13 protein-coding genes are annotated in these 16,579 nt (G+C 67.3%); 9 read left to right on the top strand and 4 right to left on the bottom strand.

Annotated features, from left to right (window positions below):
- Nucleotides 1–3: 3 nt before the first annotated feature.
- From QNO08_RS14910 to ccsB, 3 genes are read left to right on the top strand one after another with little or no spacing between them, the layout of a single operon-like run.
- Nucleotides 4–807 (top strand): cytochrome c biogenesis CcdA family protein, encoded by an 804-nt coding sequence (locus QNO08_RS14910; RefSeq protein ID WP_229964704.1) that lies wholly within the window; start codon nt 4–6, stop codon nt 805–807.
- 39 nt (nt 808–846) lie between these two features.
- The gene (gene resB, locus QNO08_RS14905; protein ID WP_229964705.1) at nt 847–2,706 is read left to right on the top strand and encodes a cytochrome c biogenesis protein ResB; all 1,860 of its coding nucleotides are present in this window, start codon (nt 847–849) and stop codon (nt 2,704–2,706) included.
- Nucleotides 2,706–3,791, top strand: a complete 1,086-nt coding sequence (ccsB, locus tag QNO08_RS14900; protein WP_229964706.1) for a c-type cytochrome biogenesis protein CcsB — start codon at nt 2,706–2,708, stop codon at nt 3,789–3,791. Before resB ends, ccsB begins: the two co-directional genes overlap by 1 nt.
- 391 nt (nt 3,792–4,182) lie before the next feature.
- Here ccsB and QNO08_RS14895 read toward each other — a convergent pair whose 3' ends face one another.
- Nucleotides 4,183–4,563: a PLD nuclease N-terminal domain-containing protein gene (locus QNO08_RS14895; protein ID WP_229964707.1), complete on the bottom strand. Its 381-nt coding sequence runs from the start codon at nt 4,561–4,563 to the stop codon at nt 4,183–4,185.
- Nucleotides 4,564–4,684: 121 nt separating this feature from the next.
- Between QNO08_RS14895 and QNO08_RS14890 the strand changes: the two genes are divergently transcribed.
- Nucleotides 4,685–4,993: a DUF4229 domain-containing protein gene (locus tag QNO08_RS14890; RefSeq protein WP_229964708.1), complete on the top strand. Its 309-nt coding sequence runs from the start codon at nt 4,685–4,687 to the stop codon at nt 4,991–4,993.
- A gap of 24 nt (nt 4,994–5,017) precedes the next feature.
- On the opposite strand, the gene QNO08_RS14885 is transcribed toward QNO08_RS14890, so the two are convergent.
- The 3 genes from QNO08_RS14885 to QNO08_RS14875 all read right to left on the bottom strand — a co-directional run bounded on the left by QNO08_RS14885 (nt 5,018) and on the right by QNO08_RS14875 (nt 8,095).
- Nucleotides 5,018–5,902 carry a 1,4-dihydroxy-2-naphthoate polyprenyltransferase gene (locus QNO08_RS14885; protein ID WP_229964709.1) on the bottom strand — a complete coding sequence of 295 codons (885 nt, stop codon included), beginning with the start codon at nt 5,900–5,902 and terminating at the stop codon, nt 5,018–5,020.
- A gap of 85 nt (nt 5,903–5,987) precedes the next feature.
- Nucleotides 5,988–7,130 carry an AMP-binding protein gene (locus tag QNO08_RS14880; RefSeq protein ID WP_229964710.1) on the bottom strand — a complete coding sequence of 381 codons (1,143 nt, stop codon included), beginning with the start codon at nt 7,128–7,130 and terminating at the stop codon, nt 5,988–5,990.
- Between the two features lie 11 nt (nt 7,131–7,141).
- Nucleotides 7,142–8,095, bottom strand: a complete 954-nt coding sequence (locus QNO08_RS14875) for a 1,4-dihydroxy-2-naphthoyl-CoA synthase (protein WP_229964711.1) — start codon at nt 8,093–8,095, stop codon at nt 7,142–7,144.
- A gap of 139 nt (nt 8,096–8,234) precedes the next feature.
- Between QNO08_RS14875 and QNO08_RS14870 the strand changes: the two genes are divergently transcribed.
- Genes QNO08_RS14870 through QNO08_RS14850 form a run of 5 tightly spaced genes read left to right on the top strand, consistent with a single transcriptional unit; the run spans nt 8,235 to nt 16,571 of the window.
- The gene (locus tag QNO08_RS14870; protein ID WP_229964712.1) at nt 8,235–11,969 is read left to right on the top strand and encodes a nitrate reductase subunit alpha; all 3,735 of its coding nucleotides are present in this window, start codon (nt 8,235–8,237) and stop codon (nt 11,967–11,969) included.
- Nucleotides 11,969–13,771, top strand: a complete 1,803-nt coding sequence (narH, locus tag QNO08_RS14865) for a nitrate reductase subunit beta (protein ID WP_229964713.1) — start codon at nt 11,969–11,971, stop codon at nt 13,769–13,771. The genes QNO08_RS14870 and narH overlap by 1 nt, the downstream gene beginning before the upstream one ends.
- Entirely contained in the window at nt 13,768–14,466 is a 699-nt protein-coding gene (gene narJ / locus QNO08_RS14860) for a nitrate reductase molybdenum cofactor assembly chaperone (RefSeq protein ID WP_229964714.1), read from the top strand. Before narH ends, narJ begins: the two co-directional genes overlap by 4 nt.
- A gap of 29 nt (nt 14,467–14,495) precedes the next feature.
- Nucleotides 14,496–15,320 (top strand): respiratory nitrate reductase subunit gamma, encoded by an 825-nt coding sequence (narI, locus tag QNO08_RS14855; RefSeq protein ID WP_442860469.1) that lies wholly within the window; start codon nt 14,496–14,498, stop codon nt 15,318–15,320.
- A gap of 21 nt (nt 15,321–15,341) precedes the next feature.
- Nucleotides 15,342–16,571 carry an MFS transporter gene (locus QNO08_RS14850; RefSeq protein ID WP_229964715.1) on the top strand — a complete coding sequence of 410 codons (1,230 nt, stop codon included), beginning with the start codon at nt 15,342–15,344 and terminating at the stop codon, nt 16,569–16,571.
- The last annotated feature ends 8 nt before the right edge of the window (nt 16,572–16,579 follow it).

Raw genomic sequence — 16,579 nt, 5'->3', positions numbered from 1 at the left:
GGTATGGTGCCCTCCGCCGTAACCGCCGCCGTTCCCGCGGCAGCCCTGCCCGCAGCCAATGTCTTCGCCGAGACCATCCTCAACGGGTCCATGCTGCTGGCCATTCCCGTTGCCGCCCTGGCCGGGCTGGTGTCGTTCCTGTCACCGTGCGTGCTGCCGCTGGTCCCGGGCTACCTGGGCTACGTCACCGGGCTGACCGGCGTCGATCTGCAGAAGCAGCGCCGCGGGCGGATGCTGGCCGGGATCGGTCTGTTCGTGCTGGGATTCTCCGCCGTCTTCGTCATCATCGGTGCCGGCGTCGGGCAGCTCGGCGGCTGGCTGCGCGGTTCCGACCAGGCCTGGATTCCGCAGGTCCTGGGAGCGGCCATCATCCTGCTCGGCATTGTCTTCATGGGCGGACTGAGCTGGTTCCAGCGGGACCGCAAAATCGCCGCCCGCCCGCCGGCGGGGCTCTGGGGCGCGCCGCTGCTGGGCATCACCTTCGGGCTGGGCTGGGCGCCGTGCCTGGGCCCGACCCTGTCCGCCGTCCAGCTGCTCTCCTTCTCCGGTGATGACGCCACGGCCGCCAAGGGCGCCTTCCTGACCTTCATCTACTGCCTCGGCCTGGGGCTTCCCTTCCTGCTCATCGCGCTGGGATTCCGGCGGGGGATGGGTGCGCTCGGCGTCTTCCGCCGGCACCGGCTCGCCCTCCAGCGGTTCGGCGGCGGCATGCTCATTGTCCTGGGCGTCCTGATGCTCACAGGTGTCTGGAACATCTGGATCAACAATCTCCAAGGTTGGTTGGATAGTGTGACCCTGCCGATTTGATGAACCTTGAACCGCAGTCTGGCAAAGCTCCTGCCCAGCATGAACCCTTCAAAGAACTATGAGAACCAGTTGAACCGTGAACCGGATGTTTTGACCGAAGCCGAGAAAAACGGCGGCAGTGCTGCCGGCGCGTCCGGAAAGGGCGGCAAAGGCGGCAAGGGCGGCAAAGGCGGCCGCAAGGGCGGCGCCGGCGATGTCCAGCTGCCCTCCCTCGGACCGCTGGGCCTGCTGCGCTGGGCCTGGACCCAGCTGACCAGCATGCGCACGGCGCTGTTCCTGCTCCTGCTGCTGGCAGTGGCGGCGGTGCCGGGATCGCTGTTTCCGCAGCGGCCGGCCAACCCCGCCGTCGTCACCCAGTACCTGAAGGACAACCCGGACACCGGCCCGTGGCTGGACCGGTTCCAGCTCTTTGACGTCTACTCCTCCGTCTGGTTCTCCGCGATCTACCTGCTGCTGTTCGTTTCGCTGATCGGCTGCGTCATTCCGCGGGCGAAAGCCCATTACCGGGCCATGCGGTCCAAGCCTCCCCGCACGCCCCAGCGCCTGTCCCGGCTGCCGGAATACGGCACGCTGGTGATCCCGGCGTCGTCGGGCCTGACCGCCGGCTCCGCCGTCGAACAGGCGGCCCAGCTGCTGCGCAAGCGCGGCTACCGGGTGGACGTCCGCGACCTCGACGGCGCCCGGCCGTCCGTGGGCGCGGAACGCGGCTTCGCCAAGGAGGTGGGGAACCTGGTGTTCCACACCGCCCTGATCGGCGTGCTGGTGTCAATCGCCGTCGGCGGGCTGTTCGGCTACAACGGCCAGAAGATCGTGGTGGAGGGGGAGTCGTTCGTCAACACCCTGGTCGGCTACGACTCGTTCACTCCCGGCACCAGTTTCACCGAGGAGCAGCTGGAGCCCTACTCGCTGAAGCTCGACGAGTTCAACGTCCAGTTCGACCGGGAATCCCAGACCCACTACGGCCAGCCCCTCGACTTTGAGGCCAAGATGACCGTGAAGGAGAGCCCGGACGCCGCCGAGCACGCTGAAACGCTGAAGGTCAACGCGCCGCTGACCGTGGGCGGCAGCCGCGTCTACCTGGTGGGCAACGGGTACGCGCCCGTCGTCACGGTGCGCGACGGCGAAGGCAACGTTGCGCTGCAGGGTCCGGTTGTCACGGTCCCCAGCGACGGAATGTACACCTCCCTGATGGTGATCAAGGCTCCGGACGCCAAGCCGGACCAGCTGGGCTTTGTGGGCTTCTTCCTGCCCACGGCCATGCTGGATGAGCAGGGCGTCTCCTATTCCGGCGATCCGGATCCGTTCAACCCCCAGCTGAACCTGAACGCCTACTACGGTGACCTCGGCCTGGACGAAGGAGTGCCGAGCAACGTCTACGTGCTCGACACCGAGAACCTGACCGAGCTCAACAGTCGCACCCTGGACGCCGGCGGCATCGTCCTCGGCGCCAACCAGACGTACGACCTGCCCGAGGGCAAGGGATCCATCACGTTCGAGGGCATCAAGCGCTACGCCGCCCTGGACATCCACTATGACCCGGCCAAGATGTGGGTCCTCGGTTTTGCCACGCTCTCGCTCGCCGGCCTGGCCGCTTCCCTGTTCCTGGCGCGGCGCCGGGTCTGGATCCGCACCGGCACCCATGAAGACGGGCGCATCATGGTCGAATACGGCCTGCTGGCACGCGGCGAAGACCAGCGCCTCACCAGCGAGGCAGCCGCCGTCCGGACCCTGCTGGAGAAGCAGTGGTTGGCGGGCAGCGGAGCGGTGGAGGACAATGGCGCGGGGGATACATCCGCTCCGGATACCGGAGCACACAGCACAGGCCGGGACTCAGCGCCCGGAGCATCAGCGGCGGACAGCAAAGCCGCTCAGGAGAAGGAAACAGGTAAGGACTCGTAATGCCCTCCATTGACTACACCCTCGCTGAGTACAGCGAGCTGTTCATGCTGTTGGCGGCGTTCGCCTATACGGTGGCGTTCCTGGCCTTCACCTGGGACCTCGCGCAGAGCAGCAAGGCCATCAAGGCAGTGGAGTCCAAGCTGACGCAGCAGAGCTCCGCAGCGGTTCCGGCCGGGGCGGTGTCCGGTTCGCGCTCCACGGGTTCCGGCCGCTCCGGAACCTCCGGCGACGACAGCTATCTGGCTGACGGCAACGTCCGCGGCTGGGACGCCGACGGCTCACCGGTGGCACAGACCGCCGACGCCTCCATGGGCTACGTCGGGGCCCGCCGCAACAGCGCTCGCGTCGCCGTCGCCCTCACGGTCCTGGGCGCAGTGATCCACACTGCCGCCGTCGTCGCCCGCGGCCTCGCGGCTCACCGCGTGCCCTGGGGCAACATGTACGAGTTCTGCACCACCGGCGCCCTGGTGGTGGCCGTGGTGTTCCTCCTGGTCCTGCTCCGGCGCGACCTGCGCTTCCTGGGAACCCTGGTGCTGGCCCTGGTCCTGATCATGATGATGGTGGCCACGATTGGCTTCCCGACGCCGGTGGCCCACCTGATTCCGGCGCTGCAGAGCTACTGGCTCGTCATCCACGTTTCGGTGGCCGTCATTGCGTCGGCGCTGTTCACGCTGACCTTCGCCATGTCCGTGCTGCAGCTGCTGCAGGCCGACCGCGAGTCCAAGATCCGCGCCGGCGGAGCGTCCAAGCTGGCGTTCCTGCGGATCGTGCCCTCCGCGCAGAGCCTTGAGAACTTCGCCTACCGGATCAACGCCGTCGCCTTCGTGCTGTGGACCTTCACCGTGATGGCCGGTTCGATCTGGGCCGAGCAGGCTTGGGGCCGGTACTGGGGCTGGGACACCAAGGAAGTCTGGAGCTTCGTGATCTGGGTCGTGTATGCCGGTTACCTGCACGCCCGTGCCACGCGCGGCTGGACCGGCACCCGTGCCGCCTGGCTGTCGATCGTCGGCTACCTGTGCATCATCTTCAACTTCACGATCGTGAACGTGTACTTCGCCGGTCTGCACAGCTACTCCGGCGTCTGACCCGTTCGATTTCCCGCGGGCCCGGTGCCCGCAGCTCCAAACCCGCCTCCCGGTTCGCCGGCAGGCGGGTTTTTTGCTGTCTCGTGTTGTTGCCGGCGCGGGGCGGTCGCCGGGTCGCTGGGTCGCTGCGCGTCCGGGGCGGCGCCGGGGCGGGGCGGCGTGTGGTCCGGGGGCCGGCGGGAGCCCGGGGTGTGGTCCGGGGTGCACGGGTTCCCAGTCTTTGAGGCTGGTGTGACTGGTGTGACCACATCAGCCCCACGGGTCAACAAGCGGTGGGAACCAGTGCGGAAACCGGCCCCGCCAACCGGAAGCCCGGCCCCGCACCAACAAAAAACCCGCCCCCGGATTGGCCGGAAGGCGGGTTTCGCTGGAGTCGAGCTAAGGCAGGCTTCTAGGCGCTGGGCTTTTCGTCGTCGTTCTTCTTGTGCCCGGACTGCTTCTCGCGCGCCCGCAGCTCGGCTTCACGTCGCTTCAGCTCTGCTTCCTTCGCCTGCTGGCGGCGCCGGATCTCGAGGTTGCGCAGGAAATCGGGGTCGTCGTCCGGGGCGGTGGGATGGCGGGGTGCCCGGTTCTTGGGCGCCGGACCGCTTCTCGGGCGGCCCAAGAGGAACCACAGGAGGGCGCCGAGCACCGGCAGCAGCACGATAGTGAAGAGCCAGGCGACCTTGGAGATGCTGCGCACCTCCTGGGCCCGGGACATGACACAGTCGATGATGGCGTAGATGATTACGGCGGCGACGATGATGACACCGAAAAGCACGAGGCGAGGCATGAACCAATTGTAGTGGAGCAGGGCACAGCTGTGTCTTCCCGGTTCGGACCGGGCGGGTCGGTTATGGCCCGGAGGCCGAAGCGACGACATCCCAAAGCTGAAGAGGAACTAGAATGGCCCTGTGGCTTTCTGGAAATTTACCGCTCTCCGCCTTGGTTTGGTGGCCATCTTCTTCGCAGCATGCGTCTGGCTGGGCCTGGGCCTGGTGCTCTCGGCGATCGTCGGAGCAGTCCTCGCTTGGTGCGTCACGTACCTGTTCTTCCGCGACATGCGCGACGCCGCAGCCCGCAACGTGCAAAAGCGCTTCCACGGTGACGCGCCCCCGACCCGCAACCGCGGCGAGCTCGAGGACGCCGGCGCCGAAGACAGCATGCTCGATGCCCACCCCGACATCAAGATCGACAACGACCGCAAGCCCCGCGACAACTAACCGCCGCGAAACGTCAGCCGGAAGCTAGGCGAGCACCCGGGTCAGTACCAGTCCGAGGCTGTACAGCAGGGCGAAGCCCAGGTTGATCAGCCCGGTCTGCTGCAGCACAGGGATGAGGCTCCGGCGCTTCTTGCCCTTGAGCATGAGCCAGCTCGGCATCAGGCAGGCCGGGATGAGCAGCAGCACCAGCAGCACCCAGGGATAGTCAGCCGCGAGGAACAGCGGCAGCAGGATGGCCAGCGCCAGCATCATGACGTAGCTGATCCGGGCGGCCTCGTCGCCGAGCCGCACAGCCAGGGTCCGCTTGCCGGCTTCCCGGTCGGTGGGGATGTCCCGCACGTTGTTGGCCATCAGCAGGGCCATGGCAATCAGTCCGGTGCCCACGGCGCCGATCAGCGCCGGAACGCTGACCTGCCCGGCCTGCGTGTAGGTGGTGCCCAGGGTTGCCACCAGGCCGAAGAAAACAAACACGAAGATGTCGCCCAGGCCCATGTAGCCGTAGGGGTTCCGGCCGCCGGTGTAGCCCCAGGCCGCAGCGACGCAGCCCACGCCCACCAGGATCAGGAACCAGGTGGAGGACAGGATGATCAGGGCCAGCCCGGCAACCATGGCCACGCCGAAGCAGGCGAAGGCCGCGTACTTGACCTGCTTGGCGGGCGCCGCGCCGGAACCGGTCAGCCGCAGCGGGCCCACCCGGTTGTCGTCAGTGCCGCGGATGCCGTCGGAATAGTCGTTGGCGTAGTTCACGCCCACCTGCAGCAGCATCGCCACCAGCGCCGCCAGGACGGCGTGCAGGGGCTTGAAGGAACCCAGATCGTACGCCGCGGCCGTACCGATGATGACTGGCGCCACCGCCATCGGCAGGGTGCGGGGGCGGGCTCCTTCTAACCACTGCGCGGCTGTAGCCACAATCAAAGTCCTTTAACTCGAGTAATGGTTGTTCACGTTCTATTCTTCCGCAGCCGTGCGGCGCGAAAGACCCGGGCGCTGCGGCTCAGGGGTGCGTGTGTCCGGCGGCGGCCAGCAGGCGGCGAAGCCCCAGCCGGTCCGTCTTGCCGTTGGGCAGCAGCGGCAGGGCCTCCAGCAGGAGCACCACCTTGGGCACCGCGGGCTTTCCAAGGGTTGAGCGGACTGCGTCCTTGACCTTTTCGGGATCCACGGAGCCGACGACGGCGGCGCCCACCAGACTGCCCCACTCCGGACTGTCCAGGCCCAAAACCACCGCCTGGGAGACTTCGGGCAGCTGTTCGATGGCAGCTGAGACGGCGGCCGCGGAAATCTTGATGCCGCCGCTGACAATCACGTCGTCCAGCCGGCCGGACACGGTGACTCGTCCGTTCTCCACGCTGCCGGCGTCATCGGTGCGGTACCAGCGTCTTCCTGAATTGAAGCGGAACCGCTCGGCGGTCAGCTCCGGCTGGCCCATGTAGCCCTCGGCCAGGATGTCCCCGGCAATCCAGAGCGAGCCGGATTCGACGACGACGTCGACCCCGGGCAGGGGAACGCCGTCGTACACGCAGCCGCCGCAGGTTTCGCTCATGCCGTAGGTGGTGACGACGTTCAGGCCCAGGGCCGCGGCGTCGGCCAGCAGCCCCGCACCGGCGGGCGCCCCGCCGAGCAGGATGGCGTTGAAGCGGCGCAGCACGCGCAGGGTCTCGGGTTCGGGGTTGCTCAGCAGCCGGTGCAGCTGGGTGGGAACCAGGGAGGTGAAACGGTTCCGGTCCGTCATCTCGGCCGCCGCGGAGGTGAAGCGCGCGGCGCTGAAGGACCCGGAGGTGTCCATGAAGACGGGCTGCGTTCCGGCGTACAGGGACCGGATCAGCACCTGGATTCCGGCAATGTAGTGCGCCGGCAACGCCATCAGCCATTGGCCGTCGGCCTCCAGTGCCATCGCCGTGGCCATGGAGGAAGCCGCGAGGGCATCGGTGGTGAGCATGGTCTGTTTGGGTGTGCCCGTGGACCCGGAGGTGCTGATGACCAGGGCAATGTCATCGTTGGGCAGCTCACCGGAGAAGGTCTGGTGCGGGTTGGCGTGCGGGGCCACCGCGGGGCCTTCGCCGGCGAGGGCTTCGGCCAGCGGGGCCAGCAGCGTTTCGGCATTGAAGCCGGCGGGAGTATGGACGGTCAGCAGTTCCATGTAGCGGCGGCCTAGAAGTAGTAGGGGAAGGAGGACCAGTCGGGGTCCCGTTTTTCGAGGAAGGCTTCCTTGCCCTCCACTGCCTCGTCGGTCATGTAGGCCAGCCGGGTGGCCTCGCCGGCGAAGACCTGCTGTCCGGCCAGGCCGTCGTCGGCCAGGTTGAAGGCGAACTTCAGCATGCGGATGGCCTGCGGGGACTGCCGGGCGATGTCGGCGGCGTATTCCAGGGCCACCTTCTCCAGGTTCTCGTGGTCCACGGCCTCGTTCACGGCGCCCATGGCCACCATGTCCTCGGCGGAGTATTCACGGGCCAGGAAGAAAATTTCGCGGGCCTTCTTCTGGCCGATCTGCCGGGCCAGCAGCGCGGAGCCGTAGCCGGCGTCGAAGCTGCCCACGGTGGCGTCCGTCTGCTTGAACTTGCCGTGCTGACGGGACGCAATGGTCAAATCCGAGACGACGTGCAGGCTGTGCCCGCCGCCGGCGGCCCAGCCGTTGACGACGGCGATAACCACCTTGGGCATGGTGCGCATCAGGCGCTGCACCTCCAGGATGTGCAGCCGTCCGGCGCGGGCCGGATCGATGGTTTCCCTGGTCTCGCCTTCGGCATACTTGTACCCGTCACGGCCGCGGATCCGCTGGTCGCCGCCGGAGCAGAAGGAGTGGCCGCCATCCTTGGGGGAGGGGCCGTTTCCGGTCAGCAGGACGGTGGCGACGTCGGGCGTCATCCGGGCGTGGTCCATGGCACGGTAGAGCTCGTCGACGGTCCCCGGGCGGAAGGCGTTGCGGACTTCCGGACGGTTGAACGCGATGCGCACCGTCGGCAGGTCGCGCACGATGCCGCCGTCGGCCGTGCGCTCCACCTGGCGGTGGTAGGTCATGTCCTTCAGGTCCTCGAACCCGGAGACAAGACGCCACTGCTGCGGGTCGAAAATATCGGACACCTGTTCTGGAAGTTCTGTGCTCACAGTTCCGAGTTTATCGTTCCGCCCCAAACCGGCGGTTGCGCACGTTCCCGAGGCCGGTTTGCCGATAGTTTCCGCTGTGTCATCCCGTATTCCGCCCGGGTCCCTGTCACCGGGTGCAGCGCTGCCCTACCTTTGCACCATGGCTGGCTCCGCTCCGGGGATTGATGGCCCCGCATCCGACGCAATGCTCAAGCTCGGCAGGTTCTTCACCCGCTGGGACGAGACCGCTGACGGGAGGGCCGTGTTCCGGGAAGGCGGCCGGAAGGGGGACGCCTTCTACCGAAACCGGTGGAGCCACGACAAGGTGGTCCGGTCCACTCACGGGGTGAACTGCACCGGATCCTGCTCCTGGAAGGTCTACGTCAAAGACGGGATCATCACCTGGGAGGCGCAGGAAACGGATTACCCCACGGTGGGCCCGGACAGGCCCGAATACGAGCCGCGCGGCTGCCCCCGCGGCGCAGCATTCTCCTGGTACACCTATTCGCCCACCCGGGTCCGCTATCCGTACATCCGCGGCGTGCTGCTGGAAATGTACCGGGCGGCCAAACGCGAGACCGGCGACCCGGTGCTGGCCTGGGAGCAGATCATCAACAACCCCGACCGCCGCCGGACCTACCAGCAGGCCCGGGGCAAGGGCGGACTGGTGCGCTCCAGCTGGGCCGAAGCCCTCGAAATGACTGCCGCCGCCCACGTCTCCACGATTCGGAACTACGGACCCGACCGCTGCACCGGTTTCTCCCCGATCCCGGCGATGTCCATGGTCTCGCACGCCGCCGGTGCCCGGTTCATCAACCTGATCGGCGGGGTGATGAACAGCTTTTACGACTGGTACGCGGACCTGCCCGTGGCCAGCCCGCAGGTTTTCGGCGACCAGACCGACGTGCCCGAATCCGGTGACTGGTGGGACGCGACGTACCTGATGATGTGGGGGTCAAACATCCCCGTGACCCGCACCCCCGATGCGCACTGGATGGTGGAGGGCCGGTACCGCGGCACCAAGGTGGTTTCGGTCAGCCCGGACTACGCCGACAACACCAAGTTCGCCGACGAATGGCTGCCCGCGCAGGCCGGCTCGGACGGCGCCCTGGCCATGGCCATGGGGCACGTCATCCTGAAGGAGAACTTCGTGGACCGGCGGGTGCCGTTCTTCGAGGACTATGTCTGCCAGTTCACTGACCTGCCGTTCCTGGTCACGCTGGACACGCGCGACGACGGCAGTGTGGTGCCCGGGAAGTTCCTCACCGCCGCCGATCTGGGCCGCCGAGAGGCAAAAGCCTCCGACGCCGCGTTCAAGACGGTGCTCCTGGACCGCGACGCCGGCACCCCGGTGGTGCCCAACGGCTCGGTGGGCTTCCGGTACAACGAGGCCGACGCCGGCAAATGGAACCTTGATCTGCAGGGCGTGGTCCCGGCCTTGTCCATCGCTGACGCCGCTTCGTGGCCCGGGCACACCAGCCGGGTGGAGCTGCCGGCGTTCACCGACCCCGGCGGATCCGGCTCCGTCCTGCACCGCGGCGTCCCGGTGACGAGCATCGCCGGCCGCACCGTCACGACCGTCTTTGACCTGATGCTCGCGCAATACGGCGTGGCGCGGCCCGGGCTCGGAGGGGAGAGCCTGCCGGGGGAGTGGGCCGCGGGATACGACGACGCCGGCACCCCCTACACCCCCGCCTGGCAGCAGGAAATCACCAACGTCGCACCCGAAGCGGTGCTCCGGACCGCCCGGGAATTCGCGGCCAACGCGGAAAAGTCCAAGGGCCGCTCGATGATCATCCTCGGCGCCGGCATCTGCCAGTGGTACCACGGGGACGTCACCTACCGGGCGATCCTGGCTCTGCTGATGCTGACCGGGTGCGAGGGCCGCAACGGCGGCGGCTGGGCGCACTACGTGGGCCAGGAGAAGTGCCGGCCCATCACCGGCTGGGCCGCGATGGCCTCGGCCGGCGATTGGAACCGGCCGCCCCGGTTCATGATCGGCACCGCCTTTTGGTACATGCACACCGACCAGTTCCGCTCCGACGGCTATTCCTCGGACTCCCTGCAGTCCCCGCTGGCGCAGGGGCACCTGCGCGGTCTGCACACCGCCGACGTCATCGCGAAGTCCACCCGGATGGGCTGGATGCCGTTCTTTCCGCAATTCGACGCGAAAAACTCTTTGGACGTGGCGGACGAGGCCGCGGCCGGGGTGGCCCGCGGCGAGGCGGCTGACGAAGCGTCCTGGGTCGCCAAACAGCTCAAGGACGGGCGGCTGCGCTTCGCCGTCGAGGACGTGGACGCTCCGGAAAACTGGCCGCGGACGCTGATCCTGTGGCGTTCGAACCTGCTGGGCTCCTCCGCCAAGGGAGAGGAGTATTTTCAGAAGCACCTGCTCGGCACCCTGAACAACGTGATGGGCAAGGACCACGGCGAATCCCGGCCCGCCGACGTCGTCTGGCACGAGAACGCGCCGCAGGGAAAGCTGGATCTGCTGGTGTCGGCGGACTTCCGGATGACCAGCTCCACCCTGCTCTCCGACGTCGTGTTCCCGGCGGCGACCTGGTACGAGAAGTACGACCTGTCCTCCACCGACATGCATCCCTACGTGCATGCGTTCACCCCGGCGATCGCCCCGCCCTGGGAGGCGAAGACCGACTACGACCTGTTCCGGCTGCTGGCCGAGGAGTTCTCCCGGCAGGCCGCCACCCATTTGGGGGTGCGCAGGGACCTGGTGGCGACCGCGCTGACCCATGACACGCCCGGTGAAATCGCGCAGCCCGGCGGGCACGGCCCGGACTGGAAGGGAACGGACATCCCGGCGATTCCGGGCAAGAACCTGCCGTCCCTGGCCGTGGTGGAACGGGACTACGCGGCGATCGGCGAGAAGTTCGCCGCCGTCGGTCCGCTGGCGGACAAGCTGGGGTTCACCACCAAGTACGTGAAGTACGACGTGTCCAAGCCGCTGGCCCAGCTGGCCCGCAAGCACGGGGTCTTTGACCGCGGCGCCGCCGCCGGCCGCCCGGCCGTTGACACCGACGCCCGGATGGCCGAGGCCATCCTGCTGCTCTCCGGCACCACCAACGGGGAACTGGCGGTGCAGGGGTTCCGGACCCTGGAGAAACGGACCGGCACGCCGCTGGCGGACCTGGCCGAGGGCGCGGAGGACAAGCAGATCACCTTCCGCGACACCCAGGACCGGCCGACGCCGGTGATCACGTCCCCGGAATGGTCCGGCTCCGAGACCGGCGGCCGGCGCTACGCCCCCTTCACCATCAACATTGAGCGGCTGAAGCCCTTCCACACGCTGACCGGCCGGATGCACTTCTTCCTGGACCATGACTGGATGCAGGACATGGGTGAGGCGCTGCCGATCTATCGGCCGCCGCTGGACATGCACCGGCTGTTCGGCGAGCCGCAGCTGGGAACCCGCGGTGAATTGTCAGTGGCGGTGCGCTACCTGACCCCGCACAACAAGTGGTCCATCCACTCCGAGTACCAGGACAACCTGCTGATGCTCTCGCTCTCCCGCGGCGGTACGGCGGTATGGATGAGCACCTCCGACGCCGCGCTGATCGAAGTGGAGGACAACGACTGGGTGGAATGCGTGTCCACCAACGGGGTGCTGGTGGGCCGGGCGATTGTGAGCAGCCGGATGCCGGCCGGCGTCGTCTACGTGCACCACGCGCAGGAACGCATCATCGACACGCCGAAATCCGAGGCCACCGGCCGCCGCGGCGGGATCCACAACTCGGTGACCCGGATCCTGGTCAAGCCCACGCACATGATCGGCGGCTACGCGCAGCAGTCTTGGGCCTTCAACTACCTTGGCCCCACCGGCAACCAGCGCGACATCGTGACGGTCGTGCGCAAACGTTCCCAGGAGGTGCGGTACTGATGCGAATCATGGCGCAGACGGCAATGGTGATGGCACTGGACAAGTGCATCGGCTGCCACACCTGTTCGGTGACCTGCAAGCAGGCCTGGACCAACCGGGCGGGCACCGAGTACGTCTGGTTCAACAACGTGGAGACCCGTCCCGGGCAGGGCTATCCGCGCCGTTACGAGGACCAGGAGAAGTGGAAGGGCGGCTGGGAACTGAACAGCCGCGGCAAGCTGAAGCTGAAGGCCGGCGGACGGCTCGCCAAGCTGTTCGGCATCTTCGCCAGCCCCGTGCAGCCGGAACTGAACGACTATTACGAGCCCTGGACCTACGACTACGAAAACCTGATCAATGCTCCGGCCGGCAACGATTTCCCGGTGGCGAAGCCCAAATCCCTGATTACCGGCGAGGACATGAAGATCACCTGGTCCGCCAACTGGGATGACAGCCTCGGCGGATCGGGCCGCACGGAGCTCCGGGATCCGGTGCTGGAGAAGATGCGCCGGGAGGCGGAGGAGAAGGTGAAGCTGGAATACGATTCCACCTTCATGTTCTACCTGCCCCGGATTTGCGAGCACTGCCTGAATCCCTCCTGCATGGCCTCCTGTCCCTCCGGAGCCATCTACAAGCGGGAGGAGGACGGCATTGTGCTGGTGGACCAGGACCGCTGCCGCGGGTGGCGGCAGTGCGTCACGGGCTGCCCGTACAAGAAGATGTACTTCAACCACCGCTCCGGCAAGGCGGAGAAGTGCACCTTCTGCTATCCGCGCATCGAGGTGGGGCTGCCCACCGTCTGCGCCGAAACCTGTGTGGGCCGGCTGCGCTACATCGGCATCTTCCTGTACGACGCCGACCGCGTCACCGCCGCGGCGTCCGTTCCGAACGAGCAGGACCTGTACGAGGCCCAGCTGGATCTGATGATGGACCCGAATGACCCGGACGTCATCGCCGCCGCCCGGGCCGAGGGAATCCCGGAGGACTGGCTGGACGCGGCCCGGCGCTCGCCGGTGTACGCCCTGGCCAAGGAGCTGCGGGTGGCCCTGCCGCTGCACCCGGAGTATCGGACCATGCCCATGGTTTGGTACGTGCCGCCCCTCTCACCCATCGTGGACGTGCTCAAGGATCAGGGGCACGACGGCGAGAGCGCCGACAACCTCTTCGGCGCCATCGAGGCACTGCGGATCCCGGTGGAATATCTGGCGGAGCTGTTTACCGCCGGCGACACGGACCTGGTCACTGGCGTGCTGCGGAAGCTCGCCGCCATGCGGGCCTACATGCGCAGCATCACCCTCGGCGACCTTCCGGACGAAAAGATTGCTTCCGACGTCGGGATGACCGGCGAGCAAATCGTGGCGATGTACCGGCTGATGGCCGTCGCCAAATACGAGGAACGCTACGTGATTCCCAGCGCCCATCTGGAGGACGCCCACAACCTGGAGGAAATTGGCTGCTCCCTGGACGTGGAGGGCGGGCCCGGAATGGGGCAGACCGGAGTCTTCGGCGAAGCATCCGGGCGGCCCGTGCCCGTGGCAGTAGAGAATTTTGCTGCCCTGCAGGCACGCCAGCGCGGCGAAGACCCCACCGGCAACGGGGACCTGGGCGGGCGGGTGAACCTGCTTAACTGGGACGGCCGAGGTTCACCCAAGGGCCTGTTCCCGGCGGGCAACAACCGCGGAGCCCCGGATACGGCGGCCGGCGGCACCGGCGGTTCGACCGGCGACGGCAAGGGTGCAGTATACGACCAAGCAGAGGGTGACGGGCCGCAGTCCGACCGCGGACGCGGTGCCGGGCCGGCCGGCGGAGGGGGCGCGGAATGAGCCTGTTGGAGAAACTGCTGGGCAAGGCAGGCAAGGGGACTTTCGACCCGGAGCCGTACAGGGACGCCCGCCCGCGGCGCAGCGCCGTCGTCCGGCAGGCCGCGGGCCTGCTGCTGGAATATCCCGATGAGGCGCTGGTGGACCTGGTCCCGGCACTCCGGGAGGCGCTCGGGGAATCCGGAGCCGACACGGGGCCCGTGGAGGAGCTCTTCGCCTCACTGACGGACCGTCCCCTGCACGAGGTGCAGTCGGAGTATGTCCAGGAATTCGACCTCTCCAAACGGCACAGCCTGCACCTGACCTACTGGACCGACGGCGACACCCGCCGCCGCGGCGAGGCCCTGGCGGCCTTCAAGGAGGTTTACCGGGCGCACGGGGCGCTGCCCGAGGGAACGGAGCTGCCCGACTACCTGCCGCTGGTGCTGGAGTTCGCAGCGAAGGTGTCCCCGGCGGACGGCTACGAACTGCTGCAACGCTACCGCCCGTCGCTGGAACTGCTGCGGCTGGCCCTTCGCGACGACGGACTGCCCCATTCCGGGGCACTGGCCCTGGTCTGTTCCACGCTGCCCGGCGTATCGCCCGAGGACCGGCAGACCGTCATGCACACCGCAGGATACGGCCCGCCCACGGAGAGTGTTGGCCTTGAACCCTACAGTTCACGGCTGCTGCCGGTTTCTGAAAGGAACTCCCCATGAGGCCTGCGGACCTGCCGCCGGATGTTCCGATGGATGTCCCGCTGGATGTTCCCCTGGATGTTCCCCCACCGGCCAATGTGGAGGTGGGGCTCGGCGATGTGATGCTGTGGGGCGTGCTGCCCTACGTGGTGTTGGCTGTGCTGGTCCTGGGCTCGATCTGGCGGTACCGCTATGACCAGTTCGGCTGGACCACGCGTTCGTCCCAGCTGTATGAGTCCCGGCTGCTGCGCATCGCCTCCCCGCTGTTCCACTTTGGGATCCTGGCGGTGATCGTGGGGCACTTCATGGGGCTGGTGCTCCCTAAAACCTGGATGGATGACATTGGCATCAACGAGGACAGATACCACTTCTTTGCCCTCTCGGTGGGGTCGATTGCCGGGCTCGCCACGCTGGCGGGGATCGTGCTGCTCATTTACCGCAGGCGCACCACCGGGCCGGTGTTCATGGCCACCACCCGCAACGACAAGGCAATGTACCTCTTCCTGCTCGCCGCAATCCTGACGGGCCTGGCCACGACGGTCTTCTCGGTTTTCGACTCCGGAATCGTGAACTACCGGGATACGGTGGGGCCCTGGTTCCGGTCAATTTTCATCTTCCAGCCGGACATCACCGCGATGACCGCGGCCTCCCTGTCGTTCAAGATCCACACGCTGTGGGGCCTGGCATTGTTTGCTCTCTGGCCGTTCACCCGGCTGGTGCATGCCTTCACTGCGCCGCTGCAGTACCTGTTCCGGCCCTACATCGTGTACCGCTCACGGGGGAAGCGCCCCGCGTCAGGAGCCGCCACGCCCCGCGGCAGCTGGGCGCCGGTGGGCACCCCGGACCGCGACCGAAAAGGCACTCCCCGCCCCTGACCGGCAGTAAGGACCGACGCCATGTCATCAGCAGAGACCCCGGCATCCGCCGCAAACCTGAAATCCGGCCAGCTCCGGAACCTGATCGTCGCTACCGTCGCCTCCACCGTGGGGTTCTGGGCCTGGACCATCATCGGCCCGCTCTCCAGCCGGTATGCCTCCGGCATGGACCTGGGGCCGGGGCAAACCTCCATCCTGGTGGCCATGCCGATCCTGGTCGGCTCGGTGGCGCGCATCCCGGTGGGTGCGCTGACCGACCGCTTCGGCGGCCGCGTCATGTTCACCGTCATCCTGGGCGTCACGGCACCGTTGGTGCTGCTCACCGGAATCGTCGGGCAGCTGGAGAACTTTCCGTTTCTGGTGGTCATTGCGTTTTTCCTCGGCATTGCCGGCACTGTGTTCGCGATCGGCATCCCGTTCTGCTCCGCCTGGTACGAGCGCAACCGCAAAGGCTTCGCCACCGGCGTCTTCGGCGCCGGCATGGTGGGCACGGCTGTCTCGGCGTTCTTCACGCCCCGCCTGGTCACCGCCGTCGGCTACATGGGCACACACATCATCATCGCCGTCGTCGTTGCAGCTATGGCGCTGCTGAGCTGGCTGATCCTGCGGAATTCCCCGGCGTGGAGCGCTCCCACGCAACCGGTGCTGCCAAAGATCACGCACGCGTTCACCCTGCGGGCCACCTGGCAGCTGTGCTTCCTGTACGGGGTGGTGTTCGGCGCGTTTGTGGCGTTTTCGAACTACCTGCCCACGTATCTCGGCAACGTCTACGACTACGACGCGACGGCCGCCGGCACCCGAACTGCAGGTTTCGCCGTCGCAGCCGTGATCGCCCGGCCAATCGGCGGCTCGATCGCTGACAGGGTGGGGCCCAAACTGGTCACCCTCGCGTCCCTGGCCGGCACCGTGGTGCTGGCCGTCGTCGTCGCGCTGCGTCCCGAGGAGGAACGGGTTTACGGCACCGCCTTCATCCTGATGGCGTTGTTCCTGGGCCTGGGCACCGGTGGCGTGTTCGCCTGGGTGGGACGCGCTGCTCCGCTGCAGGACGTGGGAACGGTGGGCGGCATTATTGCCGCCGCCGGTGGCCTGGGCGGCTACTTTCCGCCGCTGGTCATGGGCGCAACCTATGATCCCGCAAACCGCAGTTATTTCGTGGGACTGATGCTGCTGGCGGCCTTCGCCGCGGTTGCCCTGCTGCTGACCTTCACTGTGCGCAACGGCGGCAAGGTGGACGAGCGCACCCGTACCTGAGCGGGCAA

The sequence above is a fragment of the Arthrobacter sp. zg-Y820 genome (assembly GCF_030142155.1).
GTDB lineage: Bacteria > Actinomycetota > Actinomycetes > Actinomycetales > Micrococcaceae > Arthrobacter_B.
The sequence above is the reverse complement of the archived record's forward strand: the minus strand, read 5'-3'. Positions and strand labels throughout refer to the sequence as shown.

Excerpts from the sequence above, each read along its gene's own strand:
- QNO08_RS14895 (WP_229964707.1), bottom strand. The coding sequence starts at position 4,563 with ATGCCTCGCCTCGTGCTTTTCGGTGTCATCATCGTCGCCGCCGTAATC.
- QNO08_RS14910 (WP_229964704.1), top strand. The coding sequence starts at position 4 with ATGGTGCCCTCCGCCGTAACCGCCGCCGTTCCCGCGGCAGCCCTGCCC.
- narJ (WP_229964714.1), top strand. The coding sequence starts at position 13,768 with ATGAGCCTGTTGGAGAAACTGCTGGGCAAGGCAGGCAAGGGGACTTTC.
- resB (WP_229964705.1), top strand. The coding sequence starts at position 847 with ATGAACCCTTCAAAGAACTATGAGAACCAGTTGAACCGTGAACCGGAT.
- QNO08_RS14880 (WP_229964710.1), bottom strand. The coding sequence starts at position 7,130 with ATGGAACTGCTGACCGTCCATACTCCCGCCGGCTTCAATGCCGAAACG.
- QNO08_RS14850 (WP_229964715.1), top strand. The coding sequence starts at position 15,342 with ATGTCATCAGCAGAGACCCCGGCATCCGCCGCAAACCTGAAATCCGGC.
- ccsB (WP_229964706.1), top strand. The coding sequence starts at position 2,706 with ATGCCCTCCATTGACTACACCCTCGCTGAGTACAGCGAGCTGTTCATG.
- QNO08_RS14870 (WP_229964712.1), top strand. The coding sequence starts at position 8,235 with ATGGCTGGCTCCGCTCCGGGGATTGATGGCCCCGCATCCGACGCAATG.
- narH (WP_229964713.1), top strand. The coding sequence starts at position 11,969 with ATGCGAATCATGGCGCAGACGGCAATGGTGATGGCACTGGACAAGTGC.
- narI (WP_442860469.1), top strand. The coding sequence starts at position 14,496 with ATGGATGTCCCGCTGGATGTTCCCCTGGATGTTCCCCCACCGGCCAAT.